The sequence below is a fragment of the Catenulispora sp. MAP12-49 genome (assembly GCF_041262705.1).
In the GTDB taxonomy this organism is placed as follows: Bacteria; Actinomycetota; Actinomycetes; order Streptomycetales; family Catenulisporaceae; genus Catenulispora.
Map to the genome: position 1 here is coordinate 151,492 of NZ_JBGCCP010000015.1, position 25,170 is coordinate 176,661.

The following is a 25,170-nucleotide window of genomic DNA, read 5'->3' on the forward strand; positions in this document are numbered from 1 at the left end:
GCCCGGGACGGGCGGGAACGGCGTCCGGAACGCGGGTCTGTCATCCGTGTGGCGGTGTGGCAGGGGCCTGCCACAGTGCCATGATCCGGCGGTGAACTGCTCGTTTCCAGGTCTGTACACCGGGATTACCGGTTGGTAACTTACTCCGAGTCAGGTCTGTGATCCACTTCACCCGCCAAGGAGTGCCATGCGCAGAAGACCAGTTCGGCGTGCCCTCGCGACCGCCGCCGTGGTGGCCCTCGGGGCCGCCGGGATCGGCACGGCCACGGCCGCGACGTCCTCCGCCGCCTCGTCCGACTCGTTCTACAGCTACAGCGGCTCGGCGCCGTTGTCCTCGTACGCGCCGGGCACCGTCCTGGACACGCGGACGTTGCAGTACCACGTCCTCGGGATCCCCACGCCGGTCACGGCGATCCAGATCCTGTACCGCACCACCGACGCGCAGGGGCGTGCCACCGCCGGTGTGACGTCGGTGATCCGCAGCATCACCGGCGACGCCGGCAGGGCCGTTTCCTACGACTCGTTCTACGACTCGCTGAACCCGGCCGACAGCCCCTCGCGCGCCATCGCCGGCGACGTCTCGCTCGGCGGCGTCATCCCGAACGCCGAGACCCTCTTCCTGGCGCCGCTGCTGCTGGAGGGCTACAACGTCGTCATCCCCGACACCGAGGGCCAGACCGCGGACTTCGCCGCCGGACCCGAATACGGGACGACCACCCTGGACTCGATCCGCGCTTCCACAAGCAGCGCCGCCGGGACCGGCATGAACGACGGCACCAAGTTCGCCCTGGAGGGCTACTCCGGCGGCGCCATCGCCACCGACTGGGCCGCGGCCCTGGCCCCCTCGTACGCCCCCGACGTCAACCGCAACCTGGTGGGCTTCGCCGAGGGCGGCCTGCTGGTGGACCCGGCACACAACCTGAAGTACGTCTCGGGCTCCCTGGTCTGGTCCGGCGTCATCCCGATGGCCATCATCGGCGTCGCCCGCTCCTACAGCATCGACTTCAGCAAGTACCTGAACTCCTACGGCATGCAGGTCTACAACCAGCTGCAGCAGGGCTCGATCGTCAACGCGCTCGGTGAGTACCCCGGCCTGACGTGGCAGAAGATGGCCAAACCGCAGTACGCGAACCCGGACTCGGTCCCCGAATTCGTCGCCGCCGTCAACAAGATCAACCTCGGCTCCGCCGGCACCCCCACGATCCCCGGCTTCATCGGCCAGGGTGACGGCGGCGTCCTGGAGGGCACCTTCTCCAGCCCGCCGGGCATCGGCACCGGCGACGGCGTGATGGTCGCCGGCGACGTTCGAGCGTTGGCGCGCCAGTACTGCGCCACCGGCGACAGCTCGATCGAGTTCAACCAGTTCGACCTGCTGAGCCACATCGGCACGGCCGCCGCCTGGGCCCCGCTGGCCCTGCTGTGGCTGAACGACCGCTTCGCCGGCCACACCGCGCCCTCCGACTGCGGCTCGATCGCGGCGGGGAACTCGCTGGCGCCGGAGCAGGTGGTGTCGGGTTCTTGAGCGAGGCCAAGGCTTCTGTGTGACCGATCGCATCCCGCGAGCTGCTCAGGCGGCATCGCGGGATGCGCTTTGCGCGCACGGTTCAGCGATTGAGTCCGGCCAGATACTCGTTGTAGGCGTTCAGCTCGGCATCGTTGTTGCGGTCCGCGGCCCGGTCCCGCCGTACGGCGTCCCGGGTGTCGGCCTTCCGCCACTGCATGAACAGCACCAGCAGCACCAGCACGCTCGGAATCTCGGAGAACGCCCACGCGATCGCGCCGGCTGCGTGCTCGTCCGACAGCGCGGTCCCCGGCCAACTGGCGGGGTGGTGCGTGAACACCGTGGTGGTCAGGGAGCTCTCCATCATCACCGCGATGCCGAAGAAGGCGTGGAACGGCATGCCGCCGAACAGTTCCAGGATGCCCAGCACCGGGTTGGCGCGGCGGGGGCCGGGGTCGACGCCGAGGATCGGGTAGAAGAACAGCAGGCCGACGGCCAGGAAGTGGACCAGCATCAGGTCGTGTGTCCACCAGGTGCTCATCAGCGTCGTGAACAGCGACGTGAAGTAGAGCCCGTACAGGCTCGCCACGAACACCGGCAGGGTGAACCACGGTGCCGTGATCACCTTGGCGAAGCGCGAGTGCAGGACGTGCACCAGCACTTCGCGCGGGCCGAGGCGGCCGTGGGGCGCGGCCCGCAGCGAGCGCAGGGCCAGAGTGATGGGGGCGCCGAGCAGCAGCAGGACCGGGCTCACCATGGACATCACCATGTGCTGGACCATGTGGACGCTCATCAGCTGCATCCCGTAGCCGCCGATGCCGGTCGCGGTCACCTCGATGATGGTCGCGATGCCGAGCAGGAAGGCCACGGTGCGGCCGGGCTGCCAGGAGTCGCCGCGGCGGTGCAGGCGCCATACTCCGATCACGTACAGCAATGCCGCCAACAGGCAGGCCGCCGGGAGCAGGGGGATCGGCTGCGGATGCCAGGCCAGCAGCCGGCCGAGCGAGACCGGGGCCTCGGGCATCCAGCCGGGGCCGCTCATCCCGTCGCCCATGGGCGTGCTCCTTGTGCTCCTCGTGAGTGGTTGCTGACCGGGGAGTGGCGGGTTCCGGCCGTCGGTGGCCCGGTTAGGGGCCCATCGTCCCACACCGCCTTTCGCTCCCCGCGGGCGGTGTGTCCCGGTTGGGCCGAAACCGGGCGGGGCATGACGGACGGCGTGGGGAACCGATGCGATGATGTGTCCGCCATGGACCTCAGGAGTGTCGCCCCGAACGCGCGGGCCGCTGTTTTCGCAGCGGTCTGCACGTTGCTGGCGGTCGCGGCACACCGCCTGATGTCGGGCACGGGCATTCCGGTAGCGGCCCAGGTGTTCGGCGCGGTGGCGGTGTTCTGCTTCGCGCGGATCGCCGCGGCGCTCGGCGAACGCGGCCTGGGATCGATCGCGCTGCTCGTCGGCGGCTCGCAGATCGGGTTGCACCTGCTGTTCCACGCTGTGCAGGCCCCGACTATGTCTGCCATGCCTGGTATGGGGCAAATATCCGGAAACTCATCCGGCATGACGATCGCCCACATCCTCGCCGCCGCCACCGCCGCCTGGTGGCTGCGCCGCGGTGAGGCCGCGTTGTTCGCCGCCGTCGAGCGGGCCCGAGTGGTCCTCGGCGCGTCGTGGCGGATGGTGGCGTGGTGGGCCATGGGGACGCGGCCGATCCGGTCGGCGCCTCCTGCGGTGCCCGCGTTCGGTCCGGAGGTCTGCCGGCCGGCCGCGGCGCGCGCGTTGCTGTTCACGGTGATCAGGAGAGGGCCGCCGCCGGCTTCCGGTCGGTAACGGAACATCATCAGCCCCGCTTCGTCCGGGGCTGCGGCGGCTCCGCCATTTTGTCGTGCTCTCTATCACCGTGGAGATACCACTATGTCCAAGTTCTTCCGCGCCGCGGCGGTCACCGGCGCCGTGTGCACCGTCCTGGCGATCGCCGGTCCGGCGTCCGCGCACGTCACCATCGGCCCGAACACCTCGCCCAAGGGCGGCAGCGACGTCGAGCTGACCTTCCGCGTCCCCAACGAGGAAGCCCAGGCGAGCACCACTCAGATCGAGGTCGACTTCCCGACCGACAAGCCGATCACCGGCGTGCTGCCGGAGCCGACGCCGGGCTGGACCGTCAAGGTCGACAACCTGACGCTGCCCACTCCGATCAAGACCGACGACGGCACGGTCACCCAGGTCGTGCAGCGCATCACCTGGAGCGGCGGCCAGATCCCGGTCGGGCAGTACCAGGGCTTCCGCGTGATGCTCGGCGCCCTGCCGGACGACGCCGACAGCCTGACGTTCAAAGCCCTGCAGACCTACTCCAACGGCGATGTCGTCCGCTGGATCGACGTCCAGCAGCCCGGTCAGCCCGAGCCCGATCACCCGGCTCCGGTGCTGACGCTGACGGCGGCGGCTCCCGACGGGGCTTCGTCCTCGTCCTCGTCCTCGGCTCCGGCCTCGGGCTCGCAGGTGACCGCGACGGCCTCGGCCTCCTCGGCCGGTTCGACCACCGCCGCCGGTACCGCCGCCTCGGCCAAGACCAGCGACTCGACGGCCCGCGCGCTCGGCATCGCCGGCATCGTCGTCGGCGTCCTGGGTCTGGGCGCCGGCGCGTTCGGCTTCGCCGCGGCGCGCCGCAAGGGAGCCGGGACGCCGGAATGATGCGTCGCCTCGCCTGCGTGGTCGCGGTGGTCGTCGCGGTGCTCGTCGCCGTGGCGCCCTCCGCGTCCGCGCACGCCACCGTCGTCTCGACGTCGCCGGGGGACGGCCAGGTGGTCGCCACCGCGCCGAGCGCGGTGTCGGTGCGCTTCGACGAGCCGGTCCAGATGCAGTTCGGGGCGCTGCGGGTGTTCTCGCCGTCCGGGGCGCGGGTGGACGAGGGCAGCCCCTCGCACCCGGCCGGGCACTCCGACACGGTCGAGGTCGGCTTGGCCGCCAACCTCGGTCGCGGCACCTACACCGTGGCCTGGCACGTGATCTCGGCGGACTCGCACCCGGTCTCGGGGGCGTTCACGTTCAGCGTCGGCGCCTCCTCGACGACCTCGGTGTCCCAGGACACCCTGAACGCCGCCGGGAGCAAGACAGTCGGGGTCCTGTACGGGATCGCCCGCGGCGTCGCCTACGGCGGTTTCGCACTGGCCGTCGGCGCGACGGCGTTCCTGCTGTGCTGCTGGCCGGCCGGAGCAGCGTCGCGCCGGGTCCAGACCCTGATCGGCGCGGGCTGGGCGGCCCTGGTGGCCGCCACCCTGGCCGTGCTCGGGTTGCAGGGCCCTTATGACGGCGGCTTCGGGCTGGGCCGGGTCTTCGACAGCGCGGTGCTGCGCACCACGATCGGGACCCGGCTCGGCACCGCGCTGTCGGTCCGGCTGCTCCTGCTCGGGGCGTTCGGCACCGGCCTGGCGGTGCTGCTGCCGAGGTTGGAGCAGGCCTCGATCCGGATGCGGATCGCGGCCGGCGCGGCCGGGGCGGCGCTGGCCGTGGCGATGGCGGCGACGTGGGCCACCGCCGACCACGCCGGCACCGGTTCCCAGGTCGCGCTCGCGCTGCCGCTCGACGTCGTGCACGTGATGGCGATGGCGGTGTGGCTCGGCGGGCTGACGGTCGTCGTCGCCGCGCTGCTGCGTCCGGTGGGGGGCGGCACGAAGACCGGGTCCGGAGTGGATCCGGCGGTGCTGGCACCGGCGATCCGGCGGTTCTCGACCATCGCGGCCTGCTGCATCGGCGTGCTGGTCGCCAGCGGCACGTACCAGGCCTGGCGCCAGGTCGGGACGCTGGGCGCGTTGACCGGCACCGTCTACGGCAAGCTGTTGCTGGTCAAGCTGCTCGGCGTCGGGCTGATCGTGGCGTTGGGGTATCTGGCCCGGGTGTGGATCGCGCACTACCTGGCTGATCGCGCGGCGCCCGACGAGGTCGCCATCCGGCAGCTGCGCCGCTCGACAGGTCTGGAGGCGGTGCTCGCGATCGGGGTGCTGACCGTCACGGCCATGCTGGTCAACGCCCCTCCCGCGCGCACTGCCTTCGCGGCGCCGGTCTCGACGGCCGCCGCCTTCGACACCGGCGGCCCGAACGGCAAGGGCAGCGTGCAGATCTTCGTCTCGCCCGCGAAGGCCGGCACCGACCTGGTGCACATCGAGGTCGTCGCGCCGTCGGGGGAGCCGGAGGCGGTGCCGCAGCTGACCGCGACGCTGTCGCTGCCCGACCGGCAGCTCGGCCCGCTGCCGGTGAGCCTGAGCGGCGCCGGGACGTCGCACTACTACGGGAACGCGACGATCCCCCTGCCGGGCAGCTGGAAGTTGGCGGTGACGGTGCGGACCGACGACATCGACGAGACGACGGTCACCGTTCCGGTCACGATCCGCTGAGCCCCACGACGCCGGCGATGGCGGCGGCGGTCGGTATCAGAACTCAGATGATCCCGACCATCGCCGCCATCGTCAGCGTCATCAGCAGCGCGCCGACATGCGGCACGGTCACCAGCAACCGCGGCGCCCCGGCCGTGCCGCCGTGCCGGTGCCGCGCGTCGACCAGCCGCCGGCCGTGCACCACCGCGCACCCCGCCAGCACGCCGGCGACCCCGAGCGGCACCCACGTCGGCGGATGCGTCGGCGCGTCGAGCATGTACGCCATCGCGGCCTGGCCGGCGCCGATCGCCGCGTTCTGGCACCGGTGCTGGGTCGGGCTCGGACGCAGCGTGGCGCGCGCGAAGTAGGCCGCGCCCAGAGCCGCGTAGCCGATGGCGGCGGCGTGCAGCGCGCCGGCCGGCACCCCCGGGAACACCATGAGCGTCATGCCCGCGCCCATCACCGCGTGCCCGGCATCGGCCGGCCGGTCCGTGTCCGGAAGCCGTGTCGGCGAGAGCAGACGCAGCACATGCACAACCGTCGCCGCCCAGAACAGCGTGAGCTCGGCCAGTACCACCGGCACCGAACCGCCGCCGGAACCCATGTCCATTCCCGACAACCCCTCGGCTCGACACCGCTCCACCGACCACCCACAAAACACCCACGGAACACCCACCGACCGTCCCCACGGAGAGCCTTCCCGACCGGAAGCCGGGATAGTCCATGGCGAATGCGGCGAAACCGAGGGACACCGTAGCGGGCCGGTATGACAGGGCTCGGACTGTCCCTTAGGGGCGCGGCGCCGGTGGCAGCGGCGGCACCAGTTTCGTGTCGGACAAAGCCGCCCGCAGCATCGCCTCGGACACCGGGTCCTGAGGCAAAGCGCGCTCGGGATTCGGCCCCGGCTGCTGAAGCCCGGAGCTGGGCGCGGGGGAGACGAAGTTCAACCACGTGGCCGCCACCGCACCGCGATGACCAGGGAACAGTCGGACCGCGAAAACGGCGGAGAAGGGCCCGTAGTCCTTGCTGGAAGTCTTCAGAACTGATCCGTCGGACAGCGTCGATGTGGTGCACGGAGTCCACTGCGCCGTATCTGTCCAGCCGCCTTGGGGAGTCTGCTCGGGATGCAGTATCACGAGCGAATTGCTGTAGTCCGCCGCACAGCCGGCCATCCCGTCCATCCCCCCCTCCGACGAATCCATGAACGACAGGCTCAGGGTGCCGGCCCGGGTCGTCGCCCCGGTGGCCTGCACTGCTGTCGCCGGCAGTCCGTCCTCGGTCCACAGCACGCTCGCGTTCACAGCGGTCTCGTTCACGGCCTTCGGGTCGTTGTCGGCCACCAGCTTCGCGAAGCCGTCGGGCGCGGTCTTCGCGACGTGGACGAGGGTGGGGTCGAGTTTGCTCAGCAGCTCCATGGCATCGCGCGCTGTAGAGGTCGAGACGGCCAGTCCCTTCGCGGACGTGCCGAGGTTGGCGGCGTTTCTCGGCGCGTAGCTGACGAAGTCCACGTAGTCGAGGACCTTGGAGGGGTCCACGGCCGCCGGCAGCAGTGTCGGTGGCGGCGTCGAGGGCGCAGCGCTCTGCCCCGGGGCGGCCGAACTCCTTCTCGTCGGGTCCGCGCATCCGTTCCGCCCCTCATCCCCATGCTGCGCCCGGGTGTCCCGGACTCTTCCGACCACCCCACGGATGCCGGGGCCGTCAGGTTGTCGCCGCGCGCGAGTTCGGAAGGCGGTGTCTCGGTGTCTCGCTGCCACGGTGCCTTGATGTCTTGGTGTCTCGGCGCTTCCTAGCGGCGCCGCAGGTACTCGTCGATCGCCGCGTGCACGGCTTCGCGGGCCTGCTCGTAGCCGACCCCGCGGTCCGCGAGCGCCTGCGCCGCGGGATCGTTGGGGGTGTGGGCCACCGCCAGCAACAGATGCTCGGTGCCGACGTAGTTGTGGTTCAGCTTGAGCGCCTGGGCGAGCGCGGTCTCCAGAAGACGGCGCGCCGGGGTACCCAGCGGCGGCGCGACGGTACGCGAAGATGCGGTGCCGTGCGGTGTGTCGAGTGCCGCGCGCAGATCCGCGGTGTCGACTTTCAGCAGATCAAGGGCCTGAGCCGCCAGGGTGTCGTGGTCGTCGAGCATCGCGAGCAGCACGTGGCGGGGCTCGACCGTCGCGCTGCCCAGCCGGCCGGCGTGCTGTTCGGCGCGCAGCAACGTGGCGCGGGTGCGTTCGGTGACCCGGCTCAGGCCGCCGGTGCCGAGGAGGTCGCTGAGCGTCAGCTGGAAGCGCGCCGGGGCGTAGCGCTGCTGCGCGGCCTGCCGGCTGATGCCCAGATGGTTGCCGATGTCGGCCCAGGAGCTGCCGCGGGCGCGCGCCTGCTCGACGTAGTACCCGACCAGGCGTGCGCCGAGCGCTGAGAGCTCGTCGGCGATCTGCTCGGCGGCGGCGAGGCGGTCCAGATCGGTGCCGGTGCCGGTGCCGGTGTCGTTGTCGCTGCCGCCGTCGCCGGCGGCCGTGCGCGCGTCCAGCTCGGCGATCAGGGAGGGGAGGTCGGGGAGCTCGGGCACCCGGCCATTCTGGCAGTCAATCGGACGGTTGCCGTGGACGTTGGCGTCAACCATAGCCTTGACATTACGATAAGTGTCAATCAATCCTTGACGCATGACCGTGACGCACGTGGCCCAAGCCCTCGACACCCTCGTCCCGCAGATCCTCACCCTGTGCAAAGCCCCGGGCATGTCCCTGGCCATCGGCGTGGACGACCAGGTCGTCTTCGCGAAGGGCTACGGGTACGCCGACCTGGCCGCCGGCCGTCCGATGACGACCGCGACCGTCGGGCCCACCGGCTCCGACGCGAAGCCCTACACCGCCACTGCGGTGCTTCAGCTGGTCGACCGAGGCCTGATCGGCCTCGACGAGCCGATCGCGGACCACCTCGGCGGCCTGCGTGTGGCCAACCCCCATGGGCGGCGCGAGATAGCGCTGCGGGACCTGCTGACCCATCGCAGCGGCCTGGGCACGGATCTCGGCTTCTGCGACCGCGCGTTGCCGTTGCCGTTGGGGGACCTGCTGAAGAAGGTCTTCGAAGAAGGGCGGACCGATGCCTACCACGGCGGATTCCTGCCGCTGTGGGCCACACCGGTCGGAGCGCACTACCAGTACAGCAACGTGGGCATCGCCCTGGTCGGGTACCTCGTCGAGCGGCTCAACCCGGACGGCGTCCCCTTTCCCGAGTGGCTGCGCCGGAATCTGTTCGCGCCGCTGGACATGACGTCGACCTGCTTCCCGCCGGCCCAGCACCCCGACCACGTCCCGGCCGACCTGCTCGCGCGCCGCTCGACCGGCTACGCCACGCTCGACGGCTTCCAGTTCCGGCTGCCGCAGATCCACGCCGGCCTCTACCCGGCCGGGACCGCGCTGACCACGCCGTCCGACCACGCGCGCTTCCTGCTGGCGACGGCCGGCGGCGGCCGGCTCGGCGACGTCAGGATTCTGCGACCCGAGACGGCGGCGGCGATGGTGACGCCCCAGGCCGGCCGCGGCCCCGACCCGGACAGCGCGGTCGGGCTGGTCTGGAACGTCTTCCAGTACGGCAGTCCCGGCTACCACGTCGGCCACGGCGGCGAGTACATGTGGGGCTGGAACCAGGTCTCCCGCATCTGGCCCGACCGGCGGATCGCGGTGACCGCGTCGGTCAACCAGTGGGACCTCGGCGACCAGGGCTCGTCCGAACGTCCCAGCCACCTCGCGGGGCGGCTGGTGTTGGACGTCGTCAGCGCGTGGGTCGAGGGGAAGGACCCGCGGCCCCTGCGCGGTCCGGCCGCCGCGCGGAGCTACGTGGCCGGGCTGATCGTCGGCGATCGCCTCACGTCCCGGCTCGGTATCAGCACCGCGCTGACGGATCGCGACGTGGACGCCGTCGTCGCCGACAGCGTGGTGGCCGAGGGCACGCCGTGGGATCCGGACGCGTTCGGCGCGGCGGTGCGGGACGTGGCCGCGACCGACGGCACGCTGCCGTCCCTGCTGGCACTCACCCGGCAGCAGATGCCCAAGCATCATCTGGCACTGGTGCGGCGCCAACTCGGTGTTCCGTTCCTCGGTGCGATGCTGGGCAGTGACTAGCCTGGCCCGATGGACAGTCTTGCCACGAAGGTCGACGATCTCCTCGCCGCGGGTATCGAGCAGCGGGTCTTCCCCGGCGCGGTGTGGGCCGTCGGCGGCCCGGACGGGGTGCTTGAGCAGGGCGCGGCAGGGCTGTTGGATCCGGATGATCCGAGCCTGCCGATGCGGGCGGACACGCTGTTCGACCTCGCCAGCCTCACGAAGATCATCGCGGTGTGGTCGACCGTCGGCATGCTCTGGGAGCAGGCGCGACTCGACCTCGACGACCCGCTGGCCAAGCACCTCCCGGACTCGGTCGGCTTCCCTTTGGGAGCCGTCACGATCCGTCAGTTCCTGACGCACACGTCCGGGGTCCCGCTGCGGGCGAATCTGCGCGCCTCATACGGGACCGACTCCGAGGCGGTGCGGCTCGGCGTACTGCGCGAGGCGATGCGCCGGCCGGCCGGCGAGGCCGTCGAGTACACCGACCGGTCGGCGCTGATCCTGGGCTTCCTCGCCGAGCAGCTGACGGACCGGCGCCTGGACGACGTCGCACGCGACGAGATCTGGACGCCGCTGGCGATGTCGGCGACGCGCTACGGCCCGCTCCCGGCAGACCTCGCCGGACAGTGCGCGCCGACCGAGTTCGACGAGGAGGCCGGCGCGCACGTGCGCGGGTTCGTGCACGACTACTCGGGGCGGCTGCTGGGTGTCTGCGGGATCTCCGGGACGTTCTCGAACGCGCCGGATCTGAGTCGCTTCCTGCGATACGTGCTGAATCCGACGGCACCGGCGGACTCGGCGGCATCGGCGACACCATCGGCGCCTGTGGGCTTCGGCCGGCGCTGGATCGGCGAATCCCTCCGCCTGCACACCGGCGACCTGCATCCCGCACGCGGACTGTTCTGGGTCGCCGCCGACCAGGACATCTGGTACCACTACGGCTTCACCGGCACCGGAATGTGGGTGTCGCCGACGCGCGATCGGTGGGCCCTGCTGCTCACGAACAAGCTCTACTACAGCCGGGACCGCGGCCCGATGGCCGAGGTACGCAACGCGTTCCGGCGGATCGTGTTCGCAGAGGGCTGATCAGCGGGCATCACGCGAGCCCGAGCAGCGCCCCGCCCTGCCCGCCGACCTCCGTCGTCTCCGTCACGAACGTCTCCTCGACCCCGAGGATGTACGGCATCAGTTCGGCGAGCAGCGGCGCGAGGTGTTCCCCGTCGCGTACGCCGCCGATCTGGTCGGAGTCGGGCGCCCACTCGATGCGCAGGACGTAGGTGTCGGGAGTGGAGATCGAGCGCGACAGCTCGTAGGTGAGGCACTGCTGGTTGTGGCGCAGCCGGTCGGTGAGGCCTGCGAAGGCGCCTTCGAAGACCTGCGCGTCGTTCGGTGGGATGTGGATGCGGACGGTCTCTATGTACATGTACTGATTCCCTGCCCGAGTGCGGTGGCGGCCCTCGCGCTCCGGACCGGGCGCGGGGCCGCCGACGGCTCTTCGATCAAGCCTACAGAGGACGCACGTTGTAGTTCGCGGCGAAGAGGTTCGCCGGGTCGTACTGGCGCTTGACGGCCGCGAGGCGCTTGTACGTGTCGGCCGGGTAGGCGGCGGCCACGTCCGTGTCGTCGGCTGCGGAGTTGAAGTTCGGGTACGTGCCGCTGACGTGCGGGGCCAGCCGTTCCCAGACCGCGTCCAGGGCCGGCAGGGCGGCCTGGACCACCGGGGCCGGGCCGATCACGGCGGTGCCGATCATCAGCTCCGCGCGCCGGTGCGCGAACGCCGTCGCGTCCTCGGCCACTCGGGCGAGTGCGCCGCCGACGCTGCGCGCGGTGATGAACGGCGCGCCCTCGGCCGCCCCGACCTCGGTGAGGATCCGCAGCGCGGCGTCGGCGCCGGCGCGTTCGACGAAGGCGTTGGCGGTGTGGAAGGTGATGCCCGGCGGCGGGGTCTGGGCGTTTTCCAGCGTGTCCGCATAGGGCTTGAGGACGACGTTGTCCCCGGTCACCGTGCCCAGCCGCCGGATCGGGTCGATCGCGGCGTCGGCGTCCTCGGCGGAGTCCCCGTCGAAGGCCACGAAGATCTCGACCGGCGCCTCGGGCCCGCCGGCGAAAGGGTTGGCGAAGGCGGCGATGGTGGTCAGGGACTCGGGTGCGCCGCGCATGTACTCGGCCCAGCCGTGGAGCACCTGTGGGGCCTGCGCGGCCGGGAACGCGATGCGGCCGTGGAACACGTCGGTCGTCGGATGCGCGGCGAACTCGAAGGCGGTCACGATCCCGAAGTTCCCGCCGCCGCCCCGGAGGGCCCAGAACAGCTCGGGGTTCTCGTCCTCGTCGGCGGTGAGCACCTGCCCGTCGGCCGTCACCACCTCGGCCCGCACCAGGCTGTCCAACGCCAGGCCGTACTTGCGCACCTTCCAGCCGATCCCGCCGGCCAGCGTCAGCCCGCCGACCCCGACGCCCTTGGTGTCGCCCGAGGAGATCGCCAGCCGGTGCGGCGCCAGCGCCTCGGCCACCTGCCCCCACGTCGCGCCGCCGCCGATGCGGACCACGTGCCAGCCGCCGTCGACGACCTCCACGCCGCTGAGCATGCCCAGGTCGATGACGACGCCGCCGTCGTTGGTCCCGAAGCCCGAGAACGAGTGGCCGCCGCCGCGCACGGCCAGCGGGAGCCCGGCCGCCGCGGCGTACTTGACGGCCGCCTGCACACCACCGACGCTGCTCGGCCGGAGGATGACGGCCGGCGCGCCGGCGGCCATGATCGCGCCGGAGTGGGCGGCGTACTCGGGGTGTCCGGGCTCGATGATGTCGCCGCTGAAGTCACGGCTGAGGGTTTCCAGGGTCGCGGTCATGGCGGATCCTCCTGCGTCTCGCTGTTCGTCTCTGTGGGGTCGAACAGGAGATGCCGGAGGTCGACGGGTTGTGACAGCAGGGGAGTGTGACGTGGGTCACGCAACCGTGGCCGATCGCGCAGCCGTCAGTCGAGCTCGATGTTGAAGTCCCACACCGCGACCACATGCCCGTCCTCGCGCAGCGTGATCTGCGCCGCGCCGGACGAGAACGTGCCGCGCATGACGAGGTCCGCGGTGCCGCCGGCGGTCGCGGCGGCCTGCGCCGGGCCGACCGGGGTGAGGGCGATGTCGGTGCCGTGGTCGTCGCGGGAGGACAGGTCGGCGGCAGTGACCTTCATCGTGCCGGTCTTCGTCGCCACTCGCAGAGTGATGGTGCCGGGCACCTGGGTCGGCATCGTGGCCGGAAGCGGTGTCGGCAGGTCCTCCGTCGGGCCGAGCGCGGTGATCACGCCGGTGCCGGAGGGCAGAGTCACCGCCACCGGTGAGCCGACGGCGACCAGTTGCGGGTGCGCCTCGTCGGCGGACGGCGTCGGCTGTGTCTTCGGCGCGCTGGGGATCGGGACGGCGCCGAGCTTGTTGACGACGTCCGCGGCCGACTGGTCGGACGAGCTCTTGGAACTCGCGCAGCCCGCCGCCAGCGCGGCGAGCGGGACAGCGGCGAGAGCGATGGCCGAAACGGTGGCGAGGCGGCGGACGCCGGACCGGCCGGGGAGGCCGGTCCGGCGCGAGGCCGCGGAGTGCGGTGTCTGTGTCTTCACAGGGTTCCTCAGTGGGCGTACACGCTGTCGGCGGGGATCTCCGGGCGTCCGACATCGGTCACGCCGGCGACCGCCGGATACGTGATCGATCCCGACGGGGCCGGGGGCAGCGCGTGGCCGGAGGGGTTGTTGTACACGTCCCCGCCGAAGGGCCGCAGCCCGTCGGCCGCCGCGTAGCCGAGGTGCCCCTTGCCGTCGGTCCCGCCGTGTTTGACGCCGAACAGGTCCTCCATGCTGCGCAGCCAGCTGTAGTGGTTGTACGGCTGCGCGCTCACCGACCCCGGCTTGATGTAGCGCGAGATCATCACCGCGCCGGTGATCCCGCCGCCGGGTGTGGTGTCTTGTCCGAAGGCTTGGTCGCCGGGCTGCGCGGTGTTCGGTCCGGGCAGCTCGTTGCAGCACGCCACCACCGACTGCGCGGTGTCGGTCGGGGTGTTCAGGCCCGAGTCCGGCGGGTTGCCGGTGTAGTCGCCGATGGAGTTCCCGTACATCTTGTAGGGCGGGAACGCCTCGTCGAAGACGATCTGGATCAGGCCGTCCTTCTGGAACGCGGGGGAGGCCATGATCTCCGGGACGACCTTCTCCAGGAACAGATCCGAGGCGTACAGGCCGCCCTGGTGGTTGTTCGGGTCGCCGGACAGGTTGTCGCCCTTGCAGGTGGCGTCGTGCGCGTCCGAGCAGTTGTCGGGGGTGATCCAGTTGAAGGCCGGGGTCGTCTTGATGGACTTCAGGTCCTGCGCCAGGCTGTTCTCGGCCGGGTGGCCGGGGGCCGCGGCCAGGCCGTTCAGCGGCACGACGTTCTTGCAGTCGTTCGGATTGTCGCTCACGGCGTGGAAGAACGCCGCCGGGTTGTGCTTCGGCACGTACTGGTCGTCCGGGGTCGCGCTGCCCGGATCCGGGACGCCGGCGCCCGACGGGTCGCCCGGCACGCCGCAGGCGTAGGCGTCCTCGCGGCTCGGCGTGTTGCCCATGTCCTGCGCGTAGAGCTTCCACGGCACGTGCTTGTCGTCGAGCTGGTTGAACAGCGTCTTGACGGAGGACGGGTACACACAACCGGAACTGGCGTTGACCTGACCGTCCGCGGCCGGGGTGCCCGGTGAGACGTTCTTGTAGGTCGGGCAGTCGCTCTGGTTGTCCGGCGCCGGCGCCTGGCCGGCGATGAGGCTGAGGTAGTTGTCCAGGCTGTAGTGCCCGGTGCCGTAGTACTGCGTCAGCAACTCGCCGTAGGAGGGCAATGTCTTCCACAAGTAGCTGTTCTGGTTGAGCCCGGAGAAGGTCGCCTCGTAGGACTTGTTCTCCAGGATGATCGTCCAGACGTGGCCGATCCTCGGCGTCCGGCCGTGCTCGGAGTCGGCCTGCGCGGTGCCGCCGGCGGTGACGACCATCGCCGCGGTGGCGCCGAGTGCCAGAAGCCCGGCCGCGACCTGCTTCTTCCTGCGGAACAGCGGTCGCGGGCTTCGCCCGGGAAGTCTCATGCGGTCTCCTCGAAGTGGCTGGAGGGTTGCCAAAAGGTGAACAACGCGTAGCGGATGATATTCGAGCCCTGCCGAAGGCGGTAGCCCAAACGTGCGAATCGGGTGATTCCTCGACATCTTCGAGGCTCGCCGCGTTATGCTCCGTCGTGTCGGATTAAGGACGCTGAAAGGCGTGGGCACGCGTTGGGTAGTCCTTTGACACGATGGGTCCGGACAGGCGGCGTGGCCGCGCGCCGTCCGGCCGATGCCGGGCGCGCGGTTCTGCTGTTCGTGCTGCCCGGGATCTGGGTCGCCGTCGTGCTCGTGCTCCAGATCCTGCTCCCGGCCCGGATCCAGCTCGCGCCCCTTCTTGCCGCGGCCCCGGCGATCGCCTGCGCGGGCACCGGACGGCGGCAGTGCGTGTGGATGGCGGGCCTGTGCGCGTTCGTCGCGTTGTTGCCGGGTGCTCCGGGCAACGGCTCCGGCGGCGAGGTACAGCGGATCGGGACGTTCGCGGCGATCCTGTCCGTGGTCGCCACCAGCTATGTGATCGCCGTGCGCCGGCAGCGCACGCTCGGTGAGCTGACCCAGGTGCGGGCCGTCGCCGAGGTGGCGCAGCGGGTGCTGCTGCGGCCGCCGCGGCCCGAGATCGGCGGCGTGCTGGTCGCCGCGCGCAGCGCCTCGGCCTCGGCGGGTGCCTCGGTCGGCGGCGACTTCTACGACATCGTGGACACGCCCTACGGCGTGCGCGCGATCATCGGGGACGTGCGCGGGAGCGGCCTCGGCGCGGTCGAGGTGGCGGCGGTGCTGCTCGGTTCCTTCCGCGAGGCCGCCTACGACGAACCGGACCTGCGGGATCTGGTGCGGCGCCTGGAGATCAGCCTGCGCCGCTACCTCGGGGACGCGGACGCCGCCGCGGCGCACGTGCCGCTCGCCGACGGCGCGCGGCTGTGGGAGACCTCGAACTCGCTCGCGGTGGCGCCGCCCCGGACCGCGGTGGACGTGCGCGAGGAGTTCGCCAGCGTCGCGGTCGTGTCGATCCGGCCGGACGGCTGGCTGGAGCACGTCACCTGCGGCCACGCGCCGCCGCTGATGGTGCGCTGCGGCGCGGTGTCGACGGTGCAGGGCCAGTCGGTCGGGCTGCCGCTGGGGCTGAGCACCCTGGCGCCCGGGCTGGACGGCCGGGCGCGGTTGGTGGTGACGCCGTTCGACAGCGGGGATTCGCTGCTGCTGTACACCGACGGCGTGACGGACTCCGGCGGCCCGGACGCGGAGCCGCTGCCGCTGGCGGCGTTCCTGGAGGATCTGGCGGACGCCGCGCCGGACTATGTGTTGTCGGCCATCGAGGCCGAGGTGACGGTGCGGGCGCGCGGGGCGCGGGCCCGGGATCTGGCGATGCTGTTGGTGCACCGGCCCTGAAGCCCTGAAGCCCTGAAGCCCTGAAGCCCTGAAGCCCTGAAGCCCTTAGAGCCCTTAAGCCCTTAGAACTCTTAGAGCCCTTGAGGATCTTGAGGATCAGCCCTCGACCGGCAGCGTCGAGTGCGCCGGGGCGCGCAGCCCGTCGAGGAACAACTGGAGATACCGCCGGGAACTGCGCCGCACCGTGACCAGGTCCGGCAGCGGCCGGGTGAGCTGGGCGACGGCCACGATGATGTCGGCCAGATCCACGTCCGCGCGCAGCACGCCGGCCCGCCGGGCCCGCGCCAGGATGGTCTCGACCAGGCCGTTCAGTCGTCCCTCCAACGCCTTGACCTCCGGATCGCCGGGATCGTAGGCGCCGTCGAGCATCACGCACATCGCGCCTATGCGCTCGTCGGCGGCGGCCAGGACGAAGCGCGTCAGCGCGTCGAACGGGTCGTCGCCCTGGGCCAGCGCGGACTCGGCGCGGTCGCCGGTCCGCTTGAGCACGCTGCGGACCACGGCCAGCACCAGCGCGTCGCGGTCGGGGAAGTGCCGGTAGACGGTGGCGTTGCCGATGCCGGCGCGGCGGGCCACCTCGTCGATCGGGGCCTGCCGGCCGATCTCGGTGAACAGGTCACGGGCCGCGGAGACGATGCGTTCGCGGTTGCGCAGGGCGTCGACCCGGGGGGCTCGGGTGCGCTGCGGGCGGCGGTTCGCGGTGGCCACGACGTCCACGGTTCCTCCTGGGCGGTCGGGCGGGATGCGGGCCGCACCATCCTAACCTTTAGAAATGCCCTGATTTCGGGCGTTCGACGGGCTTTCCGGTGAACGGTGGAGGCCGCCGCGCACGAGACACGGAGGGGGTGCGTACTCGGGCGCGACGGCCGTTTTCCAAGGATCTACCTGCGGAGGGATCCTCGTGGGGGACCAGGTCCCCTGTGCAGGGTAACGCATCTTCCGGGGAAATGTTCCCCGGAAAATAACGATACTTAGCGTTGCTTATTATATGGCGCCGTCCGGCCCCGTTGGATACCGGCGGGGGTATAGCAGATACCCGGCGGGGTATAGTGACGTGTACGGATCCCCAGGGAAGGAGTGCCGGGATGCAGGTCGAGACCGAGACCGTCACCGAGGTGACCAAGCGGCTGCGCCGCGCCGAGGGGCAGATCCGCGGCGTCATCGCCATGCTGGAGTCGGGGCGGGACTGCGCCGAGATCGTGACGCAGCTGGCCGCGGTGTCCCGGGCGCTGGACCGCGCCGGGTTCAAGGTGATCGCCGGCGGGCTTCAGCAGTGCCTGGAGTCCGACGACGCCGAGGAACGCGCAGCGAGCGTGGCGCAGATGGAGAAGCTGTTCCTCTCGCTGGCCTGAGTGCCACGGCGCCACCAGCACTACAGCGTTACGGCAATGCAGCACCGCAGCACCGCAGCACCACAGCACCACAGCACCACAGCAAGGAAGGCAGCATCATGAGCTACGGAACAGCCGTCACCGTCGACCGTCCCTACGCCGACGTCGTCGAGCAAGTCCGCGAAGCCCTGCGCGAGCAGGGGTTCGGCATCCTGACCGAGATCGATGTGCAGGCCACGATGCGCGAGAAGCTCAACGAGGAGACCGGCCCCCATCTGATCCTCGGCGCGTGCAACCCGCCGCTGGCGTACCGCGCGCTGGCCGCGGAGCCGTCGATCGGCCTGCTGCTGCCGTGCAACGTCGTGGTCCGCGAGGACGGCGACCGGACTCTCGTCGAAGCGCTGGATCCGGACATCATGGTGCGGGTCACCGGGAATCCGGCGCTGGAACACGTGGCCGCGGAGGCGAAAGCGCGGCTCGCCGCGGCGTTGGCGGCCGTTGCCGAAGCCTGACAATCCGGGAAACGACCATCGCGCCGAGGCGCCGATCCCCGTAGGCTCAGTGCGTGACCGAGCCAGGACGGGTGATCGGGGGACGCTACCGACTGGTGGATCGGTTGGGTTCCGGAGCGTTCGGACAAGTGTGGCGGGCCTACGACATGCACCTCGGGGTGGACGTCGCCGTCAAGCAGGTCCTGCTGCCGATGGAGGGCAAGGGCCCCCAGGCCGCCGAGCGCGTCGCGCGCGCGGCCCGGGAGGCGCGCAACACCGCGCGGCTGCGGGACTGCCCCAACATCGTGACGGTGCACGACGTGCACATCGAGAACGGCGCGCCGTGGATCGTCATGCAGCTGGTCAAGGGCGAGAGCCTGGCCGAGCGGCTGGCGCACCGCGGGCCGCTCACCGAGAACAACGCCGTCGCGCTCGCGCGCGACCTGTTGCGCGCGCTGGCCGCGGCGCACGCGGCCGGGATCGTGCACCGGGACGTGAAGCCGGGCAACGTCCTGCTGGCCGGCGACGGGACCGCGCTGCTCGCGGACTTCGGCATCGCCGTCCGCTTCGACGACGCGCGGGTCACGCGCACCGGGACCTTCATCGGCTCGCCCGGGTACGTCGCCCCCGAGCGCGTGATCTCCCAGGACGCCGGAGCCATCGGCGACCTGTTCTCCCTCGGGGCCACGCTTTATGAGGCGGTGGAAGGGCTTCCCGCCTTCCGTGCCGACATCATCGGCTCCGTGGTCGCCGGGCAGCCGGCGCCGATGCGCCGCGGCGGCCGGCTGACCGCGCTGATCACCCGGCTGCTGGACAAGGATCCGGCGACCCGGCCCGATGTGGCCGCCGCGTTCGCGCTGGTCGGCGACTGGACGCCGCCGCCGACCGTCGAGGCGCCCGGGTCGGCGGCGCGGCCGCCGGCGCAGGACGTCCAGCTCGGCGTCGAGTGGGTCGAGCACTTCGCGTTCGTCAACGAGCGGCTGCGCAACGACGACGTCGCGGCCGGCCGCGGCGCCCGGACGTCCAACGCGACCGAGGCGCTCGGCAGCATCCGGACCGAGATCGGCGTCGACCAGAACGAGTACCTGGCGGCCGGCGGTCGCGAGGTGCACGCGATCGTGTCGGTCAGCACCGCCGACTCCGGGAGCGCGGCTCCCACCCGTGCCATCGCGGCCGCCTCGGCGCGGCGTGCCGATCGCAGCTACGGCGCCAAGCCCGCGCCGGTGGCCAGCACCGACGGCCCGCCGTCCGTGGTCTTCATCGCCGACTGCTCGCGGTCGCTGGCCGAGCCGGGACGGCTGGAGGGCGTCAAGGCCGCGCTGCACGCCGGGATCGACGGCCTGCCCGAGGGCGCGCGGTTCGCGGTGATCGCCGGCCGCGCGGACAGCCAGGCCGTCTATCCCGAGGACGGCGGCACCGAGCCGGTGACGAAGGCGTCGCGCGCCGCGGCGAAGGCGGCGGTGGACCGGCTGACGGCCTACGGAGGGCGCGAGATCGGGCTGTGGCTCAGCCGCGCGGCCCGGATGTTCGCGCTCGGATCCGGGCCGGTGCGGCACGCGATCATCATCGTCAACGGCCGCGACGAGGGCCTGCACCCCTCGCGCCTGGCGATGACCGCACGCGCCTGCACCGGGCTGTTCACAGCCGACTGTCTGGGCCTGGGCGACGACTGGGACGTGCACGAGATGCGCCTGGTCTCCGAGCAGCTGTCCGGGACGGTCGCGCTGGTCGCCGAGCCCGCGGCGCTGCCGCAGGCGGTGCGCGAGGCGACGGTCGGCGCGGCGGCGAAGCGCGTCGCGGACGTCGAACTCAGCGTGTGGACGCCGAGCGGCGCGGTGATCCGGTACGTGAAGCAGGTCGATCCGGTCCTGCGGGACCTGACGGACAACCGGATCGCCGGCGACGCGGTCCGCACGGTCGGCTTCCCGACCGGCGCGTGGGGCCCGGAGACGCGGACGTTCCACATCTGCGTCGAGGTGGCCCCGGGCGAACTCGGCCAGGAGAAGCTGGCGGCGCGCGTACAGCTCACGGCGCGCGGGCCGGAGGCCGTGGAGGTGCTCGGCGAGGGCAAGATCCGCGCGGTCTGGGTCGACGACGAGACGCTGGTGATGCGCGTCGTGTCGAAGGTCGGCCCCTACGCCGGGCAGGCTGAGGCCGAGGTCTGGGTCGACCCCGAGATCGGCGACCTGGAACGGGAACTGGCCGGCCTGGCCGACGAACTGTCGCAGGCCGAGGCCGAACTCGCCGAGGTCCGCAACCTGCTCGCGGTCTTCGGCCGGGCCCACGCGCGCATGTTCGCGCCGCTGCTGGCCGAACTCGACGAGATCGAGGCCCGCATCGCCGAGGTCCACGCGGCCCGCAGCGGCCGCGCGGACGACCAGCGCGACGCCGAGACCGCGCGCGAGCGCGCCCAGCAGTCGGCACGCCAGGCGGACGAGGAGAAGGTCCGCGCCACCCGCGCCGAACCGCCCCGCCCGGCCCCGACCGGCGAGGCCAAGCGCATGTACCGCAAACTGGCCCGCCGCTGCCACCCCGACCTGGCCGACGACGAGTCCGACCGCCAGCGCCGCGAGGTGTTCATGGCGCGCGTGAACGACGCCTACACCCGCGGCGACATCGGCCTGCTGGCCCAGCTCTCGCGCGAGTGGGACGCGGAGGGCCCGGACAGCGCCGGCACCAAGCCGCCGAAGGACCCGGGCGAGCGCCGGAAGCTGAAGGAGCACCTGCAGCAGGCACTGTCCTCGGTCCACAACCGACTGGACCGCATCCGCGAGGAACTGTCGGCGGCCCGCGAGTCGGAGCTCGGCCGGATCGTGTTCGCGCCGGGACAGGACGCCGGGATGCCGGCCGCGATGCGGCGGCTGGACTCGATGGCGGACAAGCTCAAGGCACTGGTCGACGAGCGGCGGCGGATGCTGGAGGGGCTCCTGGACGCCGCGGCTGAAGCGGCGGCCGCGAGCGCCGCCGCGGATGCCGGAGTGGGGGACGAGAGCAGGCGGTGAGCGGCGGGCGATGAGCGTGGGGGGCGGCGCGGCGGAGGGCGGCTTGCCGGGCTCAGGGGACTCGGCGGGCTCGGAGTCGGTGGCTGCGGAGGGCGGCTTGCCGGGCTCAGAGTCGGTGGCTGCGGAAGGCGGCTCGGAGCCGGACTCGGGGCAGAGCGGCTCGCCGGGCTCAGCGGGCTCAGCGGACTTGGAGCCGGCGGCTGCCGGGGTGCCGGAATCGCGGCCTGCGGCGTCCGAGGTCGAGGCGTTCGGCGCATCAGCGCTCGCGGACACCGGCGACTCCCCGCTGGCGCGCCGCCTGTCCGAGCTCGGTCTCCACGACGGCCCGCGCGTGGTCTGGCGCCGCCCCTTGGCTCCCCGACTCCGCATCCGGGTGCGCGAGGACGACGCGCTCCTGGTGTCCATGCCCGACGACGCCACTCCCGTCGCCGTCATCGATCCGGCCACCGGTGCCGACAGCCCGCCGCCGGCCGAGTGTTCATGGCCGGCACCTGTGGGCCGCCTGCACTCTGTCCGTCTCGACCCGCGAAGCGGCTACGTCATCGCCGGCGGCTGGAACGAGGACGGCCGCTACACCGTCACGGCGGTGGATCCGGGCAGCGGCGCGGTCGTCTGGCAGAACGTGCCCTTCGCGCACGGCGTTCAGAGCGGGAGCGGCTGGCGCTCCTGGCTCGCCGACGACCATCCCGACGCCGAGGCCCTCGTCACCTACCAGTTCATCCGCGGCGACGAGCCCACGTGGCAGTACTCCGATCCGTTCACCGGCAGCCAGGTGTGGACGGTCGAGTGGTGGATGCACGATCCGACTCCGCCGGTGGACGATCCCCGGGACGTCATGATCGGGCTGTGGTCCGGAGCGTCGCGTCTGGGCCCTCAGGGCATAACCGGATTGCGTGCTGAGGACGGCGCACATCTCTGGTACATCGAGTGCGATTCAGGTCGCTGGCAAAGGTACAAAAAGCCCCAGCACCCCCTCTACGCCGGTAAGTCCGACCACTGCGTCGTCCTGGCCGAACTCGTCTCCGGGACGGTCGATCTCCCGACCTGCCCCTGCGGCCGCAGCCCGGACGACCGCTTGGAGACCTATTGCGAGGAGTGCGGCGGGAATTTCACCTACGCGGCCCTCGTCCACGTCTTCGACCGCGCGACGGGCAGGCTGCTGTTCCACCGCGAGTGGCCCGATCCCGACGCCCCCGCCACCGCCGTGGCCGACGTCGTCGACATCCGTTCCGACGTCCTCCTCACCCGCGAGGGCTCCTTCGTGCGCGGCCACTCGCTGCCCGAGGGCCGGCAGCTCTGGTCCGTCGTGCCCCCGATCGCGACCACCTTCGACGCGAGCGGTCGTCATCCCGGCAGCCGCTGGGCCTGGCTCCGCCCCTCGGGGCCGGATGCCGGATCCGTCGCGCCGAGCGGCCTTTTCCTGCACGCGCCCACCGGCAGAACCCTCAACGTGCCGGGCGCCTTCCACCACACCGCGGACGACCACGTCATCACCCGCGACGGCGGGGACCTGATGTGTTGGGCGCTCCCGGCACGTTAGTGGAGCGGCGGTTGCGGTTAATCAGAGAGCAGAGATTTATCAGAGAGCAGAGTCGGTGGGTAAGATCCGCGCCGAGCGATCAACAACGGAATGGGGAGGCGACATGTCCGAGGCGGGTTGGAGTTCGCCGGAAGTGGACACCGAAGTCGCCACTCCGGCGCGGATGTACGACTATTATTTGGGCGGAAAGGACAATTTCGCCGCCGACCGCGAGGCCGCCGAGAAGGTCCTGAAGAACATGCCCAAGGTGCGGGCCTTCGCGCGGGCGAACCGGGCGTTCCTCGGGCGTGCGGTGCGGGGGATGGCGGCGGAGGGTGTGTCGCAGTTCCTTGACATCGGGATAGGGCTGCCCGGTCCCGGCGGGACCGTCGCGAGCGCGTTGGCCGCGCGGCCGGACGCGCGCATCGTCGGTGTCGACAACGACCCGATCGTCCTGGCGCACGCCCGGGCCCGGCCGGCGGACTCCGGAAACGGCGCGGCGGCGATCGTCGCCGGGGATCTGCGCGATCCAGCCTCGATACTGGCCGATCCGCAGGTGCGCGGGAAGCTCGACTTCGAGCGGCCGATCGGGGTGATGCTGATCGCGGTGCTGCACTTCGTCGGCGACGACGAGGATCCGTACGGCGTCGTCAAGACCCTGATGGAGGCGGTGGCGCCCGGGAGCTTCCTGGCGCTGACGCACGTCACCGGCGACTTCGACCAGGAACGCCTCGCGGTGTCGGCGCAGGCCTACGAGAAGTCGACGGCGAAGCTCACGGTCCGCAGCGCCAAGGAGACCGGCGCGTTCTTCGACGGTCTGGACCTGCTCGACCCCGGTGTGGTGCTGTTGCCGCGCTGGCGGCCGGACGGCTCGGTGCCCAGGGACGCCGACGACATCTGGATGTACGGGGCGCTGGGACGCAAGGAGTAGTTACCGGCCAGTTGCCTGCGGGCTCCGGTTTGACCAAGGTGGAGTCGTCCACCTCGGAACGGAGCCAGCATGACCCAACCCGCCACGGCGGCCGCGGACGCAGCCGAGCTGCTGCGCGGGCTGCATGACGTCCTGCCCGGCCTGCGCGACCTCTACAAGGACCTCCACGCGCACCCCGAACTCTCCTTCCAGGAGACCCGGACCGCGGGCATCGTCGCGCAGCGCCTGCGCGCCGCCGGCTGGGACGTCACCGAGGGTCTCGGCGGGCCGGAAGGCGTCCCGGGCACCGGTGTCGTCGCCGTTCTGCGCGGTGGCCTGAACGATGGTCCGAACGGTGGGCCGAACGGCGCAGCGGAGGGCCCGGTGATCCTCCTGCGCGCCGACATGGACGCCCTCCCGGTCCGCGAGGAGACCGGCCTGCCCTACGCCTCGGAGGCCACCGCCACCGAGCCGGACGGCACCGAGGTCCCGGTGATGCACGCCTGTGGCCACGACGTCCACGTCACCTGTCTGCTCGGCGCCACCGAGCTGCTGGCCACGAATCGCGCGGCGTGGGGCGGCACCGTAGTGGCCGTCTTCCAGCCGGCCGAGGAGGTCGGCGGCGCGCCGAGGATGACTGAGGACGGCTTCCTGTCCCGCTTCCCGCGGCCCGAGGTCTGTCTGGGCCAGCACGTAGGTCCGGCTCCGGCCGGGCTGGTCGGCACGCGTCCGGGCCCGGTGATGAGTGCCTGCGACACCTTGCGGGTGAAGGTGTTCGGCCGGGGCGGCCACGGCTCGATGCCGGAGACGACCATCGACCCGGTGGTCATCGCCGCCGCGATCGTCATGCGGCTGCAGACGATCGTCTCGCGCGAGATCGCGGCGAGCCGGTCGGCGGTGGTGACCGTCGGCTCGCTGCACGCCGGGACGCGGGCCAACGTCATCGCCGACGAGGCCGAGCTCGGCATCACCGTGCGCACCACCACACCGGCGGTGCGGGACAAGGTGCTGGCCGCGATCACGCGCGTGGTGAACGCTGAGGCCGCCGCGTCCGGGGCGCCGCGGATGCCGGAGATCACGCCGCTGGACGAGCTGCCGCTGCTGGTGAACGACCAGGCCGCGACCGACGTCGTGCTCGGGGCGTTCCGCGAGCTGCTCGGCCCGGACCGGGTGTTCGTGCTGCCGTCCACGCTCACCGGCAGCGAGGACTTCGGGCACTTCGGTACGGTGCTCGGCGTCCCGTCGGTGTTCTGGCATTTCGGCGGACTGGACCTCGCCGACTTCACCGAACAGGACATCCTCTCCCTGCTGGAGGACGGCATTCCGGCCACCCTGCCCAGCAACCACTCCCCGAAGTTCGCCCCCGCCGTCGATCCGACGCTGGAGGTCGGGGTGCGGCTGATGCTCGCCGCCGCGTCCGCGTGGCTGGCGGGCACGGCGGCGGGAGGTTCGGTGTTGGATACAGAATAGACGTTGGAAAAGGGGA

General features: G+C 71.6%; 22 protein-coding genes. 13 read left to right on the forward strand and 9 right to left on the reverse strand.

Annotated elements, in window-relative coordinates; translation table 11 throughout:
• Positions 1-187: 187 nt before the first annotated feature.
• Entirely contained in the window at positions 188-1,522 is a 1,335-nt protein-coding gene (locus tag ABIA35_RS26065; protein ID WP_370359643.1) for a lipase family protein, read from the forward strand.
• 82 nt (positions 1,523-1,604) lie between these two features.
• Here ABIA35_RS26065 and ABIA35_RS26070 read toward each other — a convergent pair whose 3' ends face one another.
• Positions 1,605-2,555, reverse strand: a complete 951-nt coding sequence (locus ABIA35_RS26070) for a cytochrome c oxidase assembly protein (protein ID WP_370343609.1) — start codon at positions 2,553-2,555, stop codon at positions 1,605-1,607.
• A gap of 192 nt (positions 2,556-2,747) precedes the next feature.
• Here ABIA35_RS26070 and ABIA35_RS26075 point away from each other — a divergent pair, with 192 nt between their 5' ends.
• The 3 genes from ABIA35_RS26075 to ABIA35_RS26085 all read left to right on the forward strand — a co-directional run bounded on the left by ABIA35_RS26075 (position 2,748) and on the right by ABIA35_RS26085 (position 5,887).
• Positions 2,748-3,326, forward strand: a complete 579-nt coding sequence (locus ABIA35_RS26075) for a hypothetical protein (protein WP_370359644.1) — start codon at positions 2,748-2,750, stop codon at positions 3,324-3,326.
• A gap of 84 nt (positions 3,327-3,410) precedes the next feature.
• Complete coding sequence (locus ABIA35_RS26080; protein ID WP_370359645.1) at positions 3,411-4,187, forward strand: YcnI family protein; 777 nt, start codon at positions 3,411-3,413, stop codon at positions 4,185-4,187.
• Positions 4,184-5,887: a copper resistance protein CopC gene (locus ABIA35_RS26085; protein ID WP_370343612.1), complete on the forward strand. Its 1,704-nt coding sequence runs from the start codon at positions 4,184-4,186 to the stop codon at positions 5,885-5,887. The genes ABIA35_RS26080 and ABIA35_RS26085 overlap by 4 nt, the downstream gene beginning before the upstream one ends.
• A 43-nt stretch (positions 5,888-5,930) precedes the next feature.
• Here the strand turns inward: ABIA35_RS26085 and ABIA35_RS26090 are convergent, their stop codons facing one another.
• From ABIA35_RS26090 to ABIA35_RS26100, 3 genes are all read right to left on the reverse strand, one after another.
• Entirely contained in the window at positions 5,931-6,476 is a 546-nt protein-coding gene (locus ABIA35_RS26090) for a DUF5134 domain-containing protein (protein ID WP_370343613.1), read from the reverse strand.
• A gap of 178 nt (positions 6,477-6,654) precedes the next feature.
• Complete coding sequence (locus tag ABIA35_RS26095; RefSeq protein ID WP_370359647.1) at positions 6,655-7,401, reverse strand: hypothetical protein; 747 nt, start codon at positions 7,399-7,401, stop codon at positions 6,655-6,657.
• Positions 7,402-7,652: 251 nt separating this feature from the next.
• On the reverse strand, positions 7,653-8,417 hold the full coding sequence (locus ABIA35_RS26100; protein ID WP_370359649.1) for a Clp protease N-terminal domain-containing protein: 765 nt from the start codon (positions 8,415-8,417) through the stop codon (positions 7,653-7,655).
• A gap of 94 nt (positions 8,418-8,511) precedes the next feature.
• Here ABIA35_RS26100 and ABIA35_RS26105 point away from each other — a divergent pair, with 94 nt between their 5' ends.
• Together ABIA35_RS26105 and ABIA35_RS26110 are read left to right on the forward strand one after the other, a co-directional pair.
• On the forward strand, positions 8,512-9,972 hold the full coding sequence (locus ABIA35_RS26105) for a serine hydrolase domain-containing protein (protein ID WP_370359651.1): 1,461 nt from the start codon (positions 8,512-8,514) through the stop codon (positions 9,970-9,972).
• A 9-nt stretch (positions 9,973-9,981) separates the two neighbouring features.
• Complete coding sequence (locus ABIA35_RS26110; protein ID WP_370359652.1) at positions 9,982-11,040, forward strand: serine hydrolase domain-containing protein; 1,059 nt, start codon at positions 9,982-9,984, stop codon at positions 11,038-11,040.
• A 10-nt stretch (positions 11,041-11,050) separates the two neighbouring features.
• Here ABIA35_RS26110 and ABIA35_RS26115 read toward each other — a convergent pair whose 3' ends face one another.
• From ABIA35_RS26115 to ABIA35_RS26130, 4 genes are all read right to left on the reverse strand, one after another.
• Complete coding sequence (locus ABIA35_RS26115; RefSeq protein WP_370359653.1) at positions 11,051-11,377, reverse strand: putative quinol monooxygenase; 327 nt, start codon at positions 11,375-11,377, stop codon at positions 11,051-11,053.
• An 82-nt stretch (positions 11,378-11,459) separates the two neighbouring features.
• Complete coding sequence (locus ABIA35_RS26120) at positions 11,460-12,800, reverse strand: FAD-binding oxidoreductase (RefSeq protein ID WP_370359655.1); 1,341 nt, start codon at positions 12,798-12,800, stop codon at positions 11,460-11,462.
• 125 nt (positions 12,801-12,925) lie between these two features.
• Positions 12,926-13,558, reverse strand: coding sequence for a hypothetical protein (locus tag ABIA35_RS26125; protein ID WP_370359657.1), 633 nt, complete (start codon positions 13,556-13,558; stop codon positions 12,926-12,928).
• 8 nt (positions 13,559-13,566) lie between these two features.
• The gene (locus ABIA35_RS26130; RefSeq protein WP_370359659.1) at positions 13,567-15,033 is read right to left on the reverse strand and encodes an alkaline phosphatase family protein; all 1,467 of its coding nucleotides are present in this window, start codon (positions 15,031-15,033) and stop codon (positions 13,567-13,569) included.
• Positions 15,034-15,255: 222 nt separating this feature from the next.
• On the opposite strand from ABIA35_RS26130, the gene ABIA35_RS26135 reads away from it, so the two are divergent.
• Positions 15,256-16,431, forward strand: coding sequence for a PP2C family protein-serine/threonine phosphatase (locus ABIA35_RS26135; RefSeq protein ID WP_370359660.1), 1,176 nt, complete (start codon positions 15,256-15,258; stop codon positions 16,429-16,431).
• A gap of 96 nt (positions 16,432-16,527) precedes the next feature.
• On the opposite strand, the gene ABIA35_RS26140 is transcribed toward ABIA35_RS26135, so the two are convergent.
• Positions 16,528-17,148, reverse strand: a complete 621-nt coding sequence (locus ABIA35_RS26140; RefSeq protein ID WP_370343626.1) for a TetR/AcrR family transcriptional regulator — start codon at positions 17,146-17,148, stop codon at positions 16,528-16,530.
• A 368-nt stretch (positions 17,149-17,516) separates the two neighbouring features.
• Here ABIA35_RS26140 and ABIA35_RS26145 point away from each other — a divergent pair, with 368 nt between their 5' ends.
• The 6 genes from ABIA35_RS26145 (at position 17,517) to ABIA35_RS26170 (ending at position 25,154) form a co-directional block, all read left to right on the forward strand.
• On the forward strand, positions 17,517-17,783 hold the full coding sequence (locus tag ABIA35_RS26145) for a metal-sensitive transcriptional regulator (RefSeq protein WP_370343628.1): 267 nt from the start codon (positions 17,517-17,519) through the stop codon (positions 17,781-17,783).
• A gap of 98 nt (positions 17,784-17,881) precedes the next feature.
• Positions 17,882-18,274, forward strand: a complete 393-nt coding sequence (locus ABIA35_RS26150; RefSeq protein ID WP_370343629.1) for a DUF302 domain-containing protein — start codon at positions 17,882-17,884, stop codon at positions 18,272-18,274.
• Between the two features lie 53 nt (positions 18,275-18,327).
• Positions 18,328-21,255 (forward strand): protein kinase, encoded by a 2,928-nt coding sequence (locus ABIA35_RS26155; RefSeq protein WP_370343631.1) that lies wholly within the window; start codon positions 18,328-18,330, stop codon positions 21,253-21,255.
• A gap of 10 nt (positions 21,256-21,265) precedes the next feature.
• On the forward strand, positions 21,266-22,795 hold the full coding sequence (locus ABIA35_RS26160; RefSeq protein ID WP_370359661.1) for a hypothetical protein: 1,530 nt from the start codon (positions 21,266-21,268) through the stop codon (positions 22,793-22,795).
• Positions 22,796-22,898: 103 nt separating this feature from the next.
• Complete coding sequence (locus tag ABIA35_RS26165; RefSeq protein ID WP_370343634.1) at positions 22,899-23,705, forward strand: SAM-dependent methyltransferase; 807 nt, start codon at positions 22,899-22,901, stop codon at positions 23,703-23,705.
• Positions 23,706-23,774: 69 nt separating this feature from the next.
• The gene (locus tag ABIA35_RS26170; protein WP_370359663.1) at positions 23,775-25,154 is read left to right on the forward strand and encodes an amidohydrolase; all 1,380 of its coding nucleotides are present in this window, start codon (positions 23,775-23,777) and stop codon (positions 25,152-25,154) included.
• Positions 25,155-25,170 lie beyond the last annotated feature (16 nt).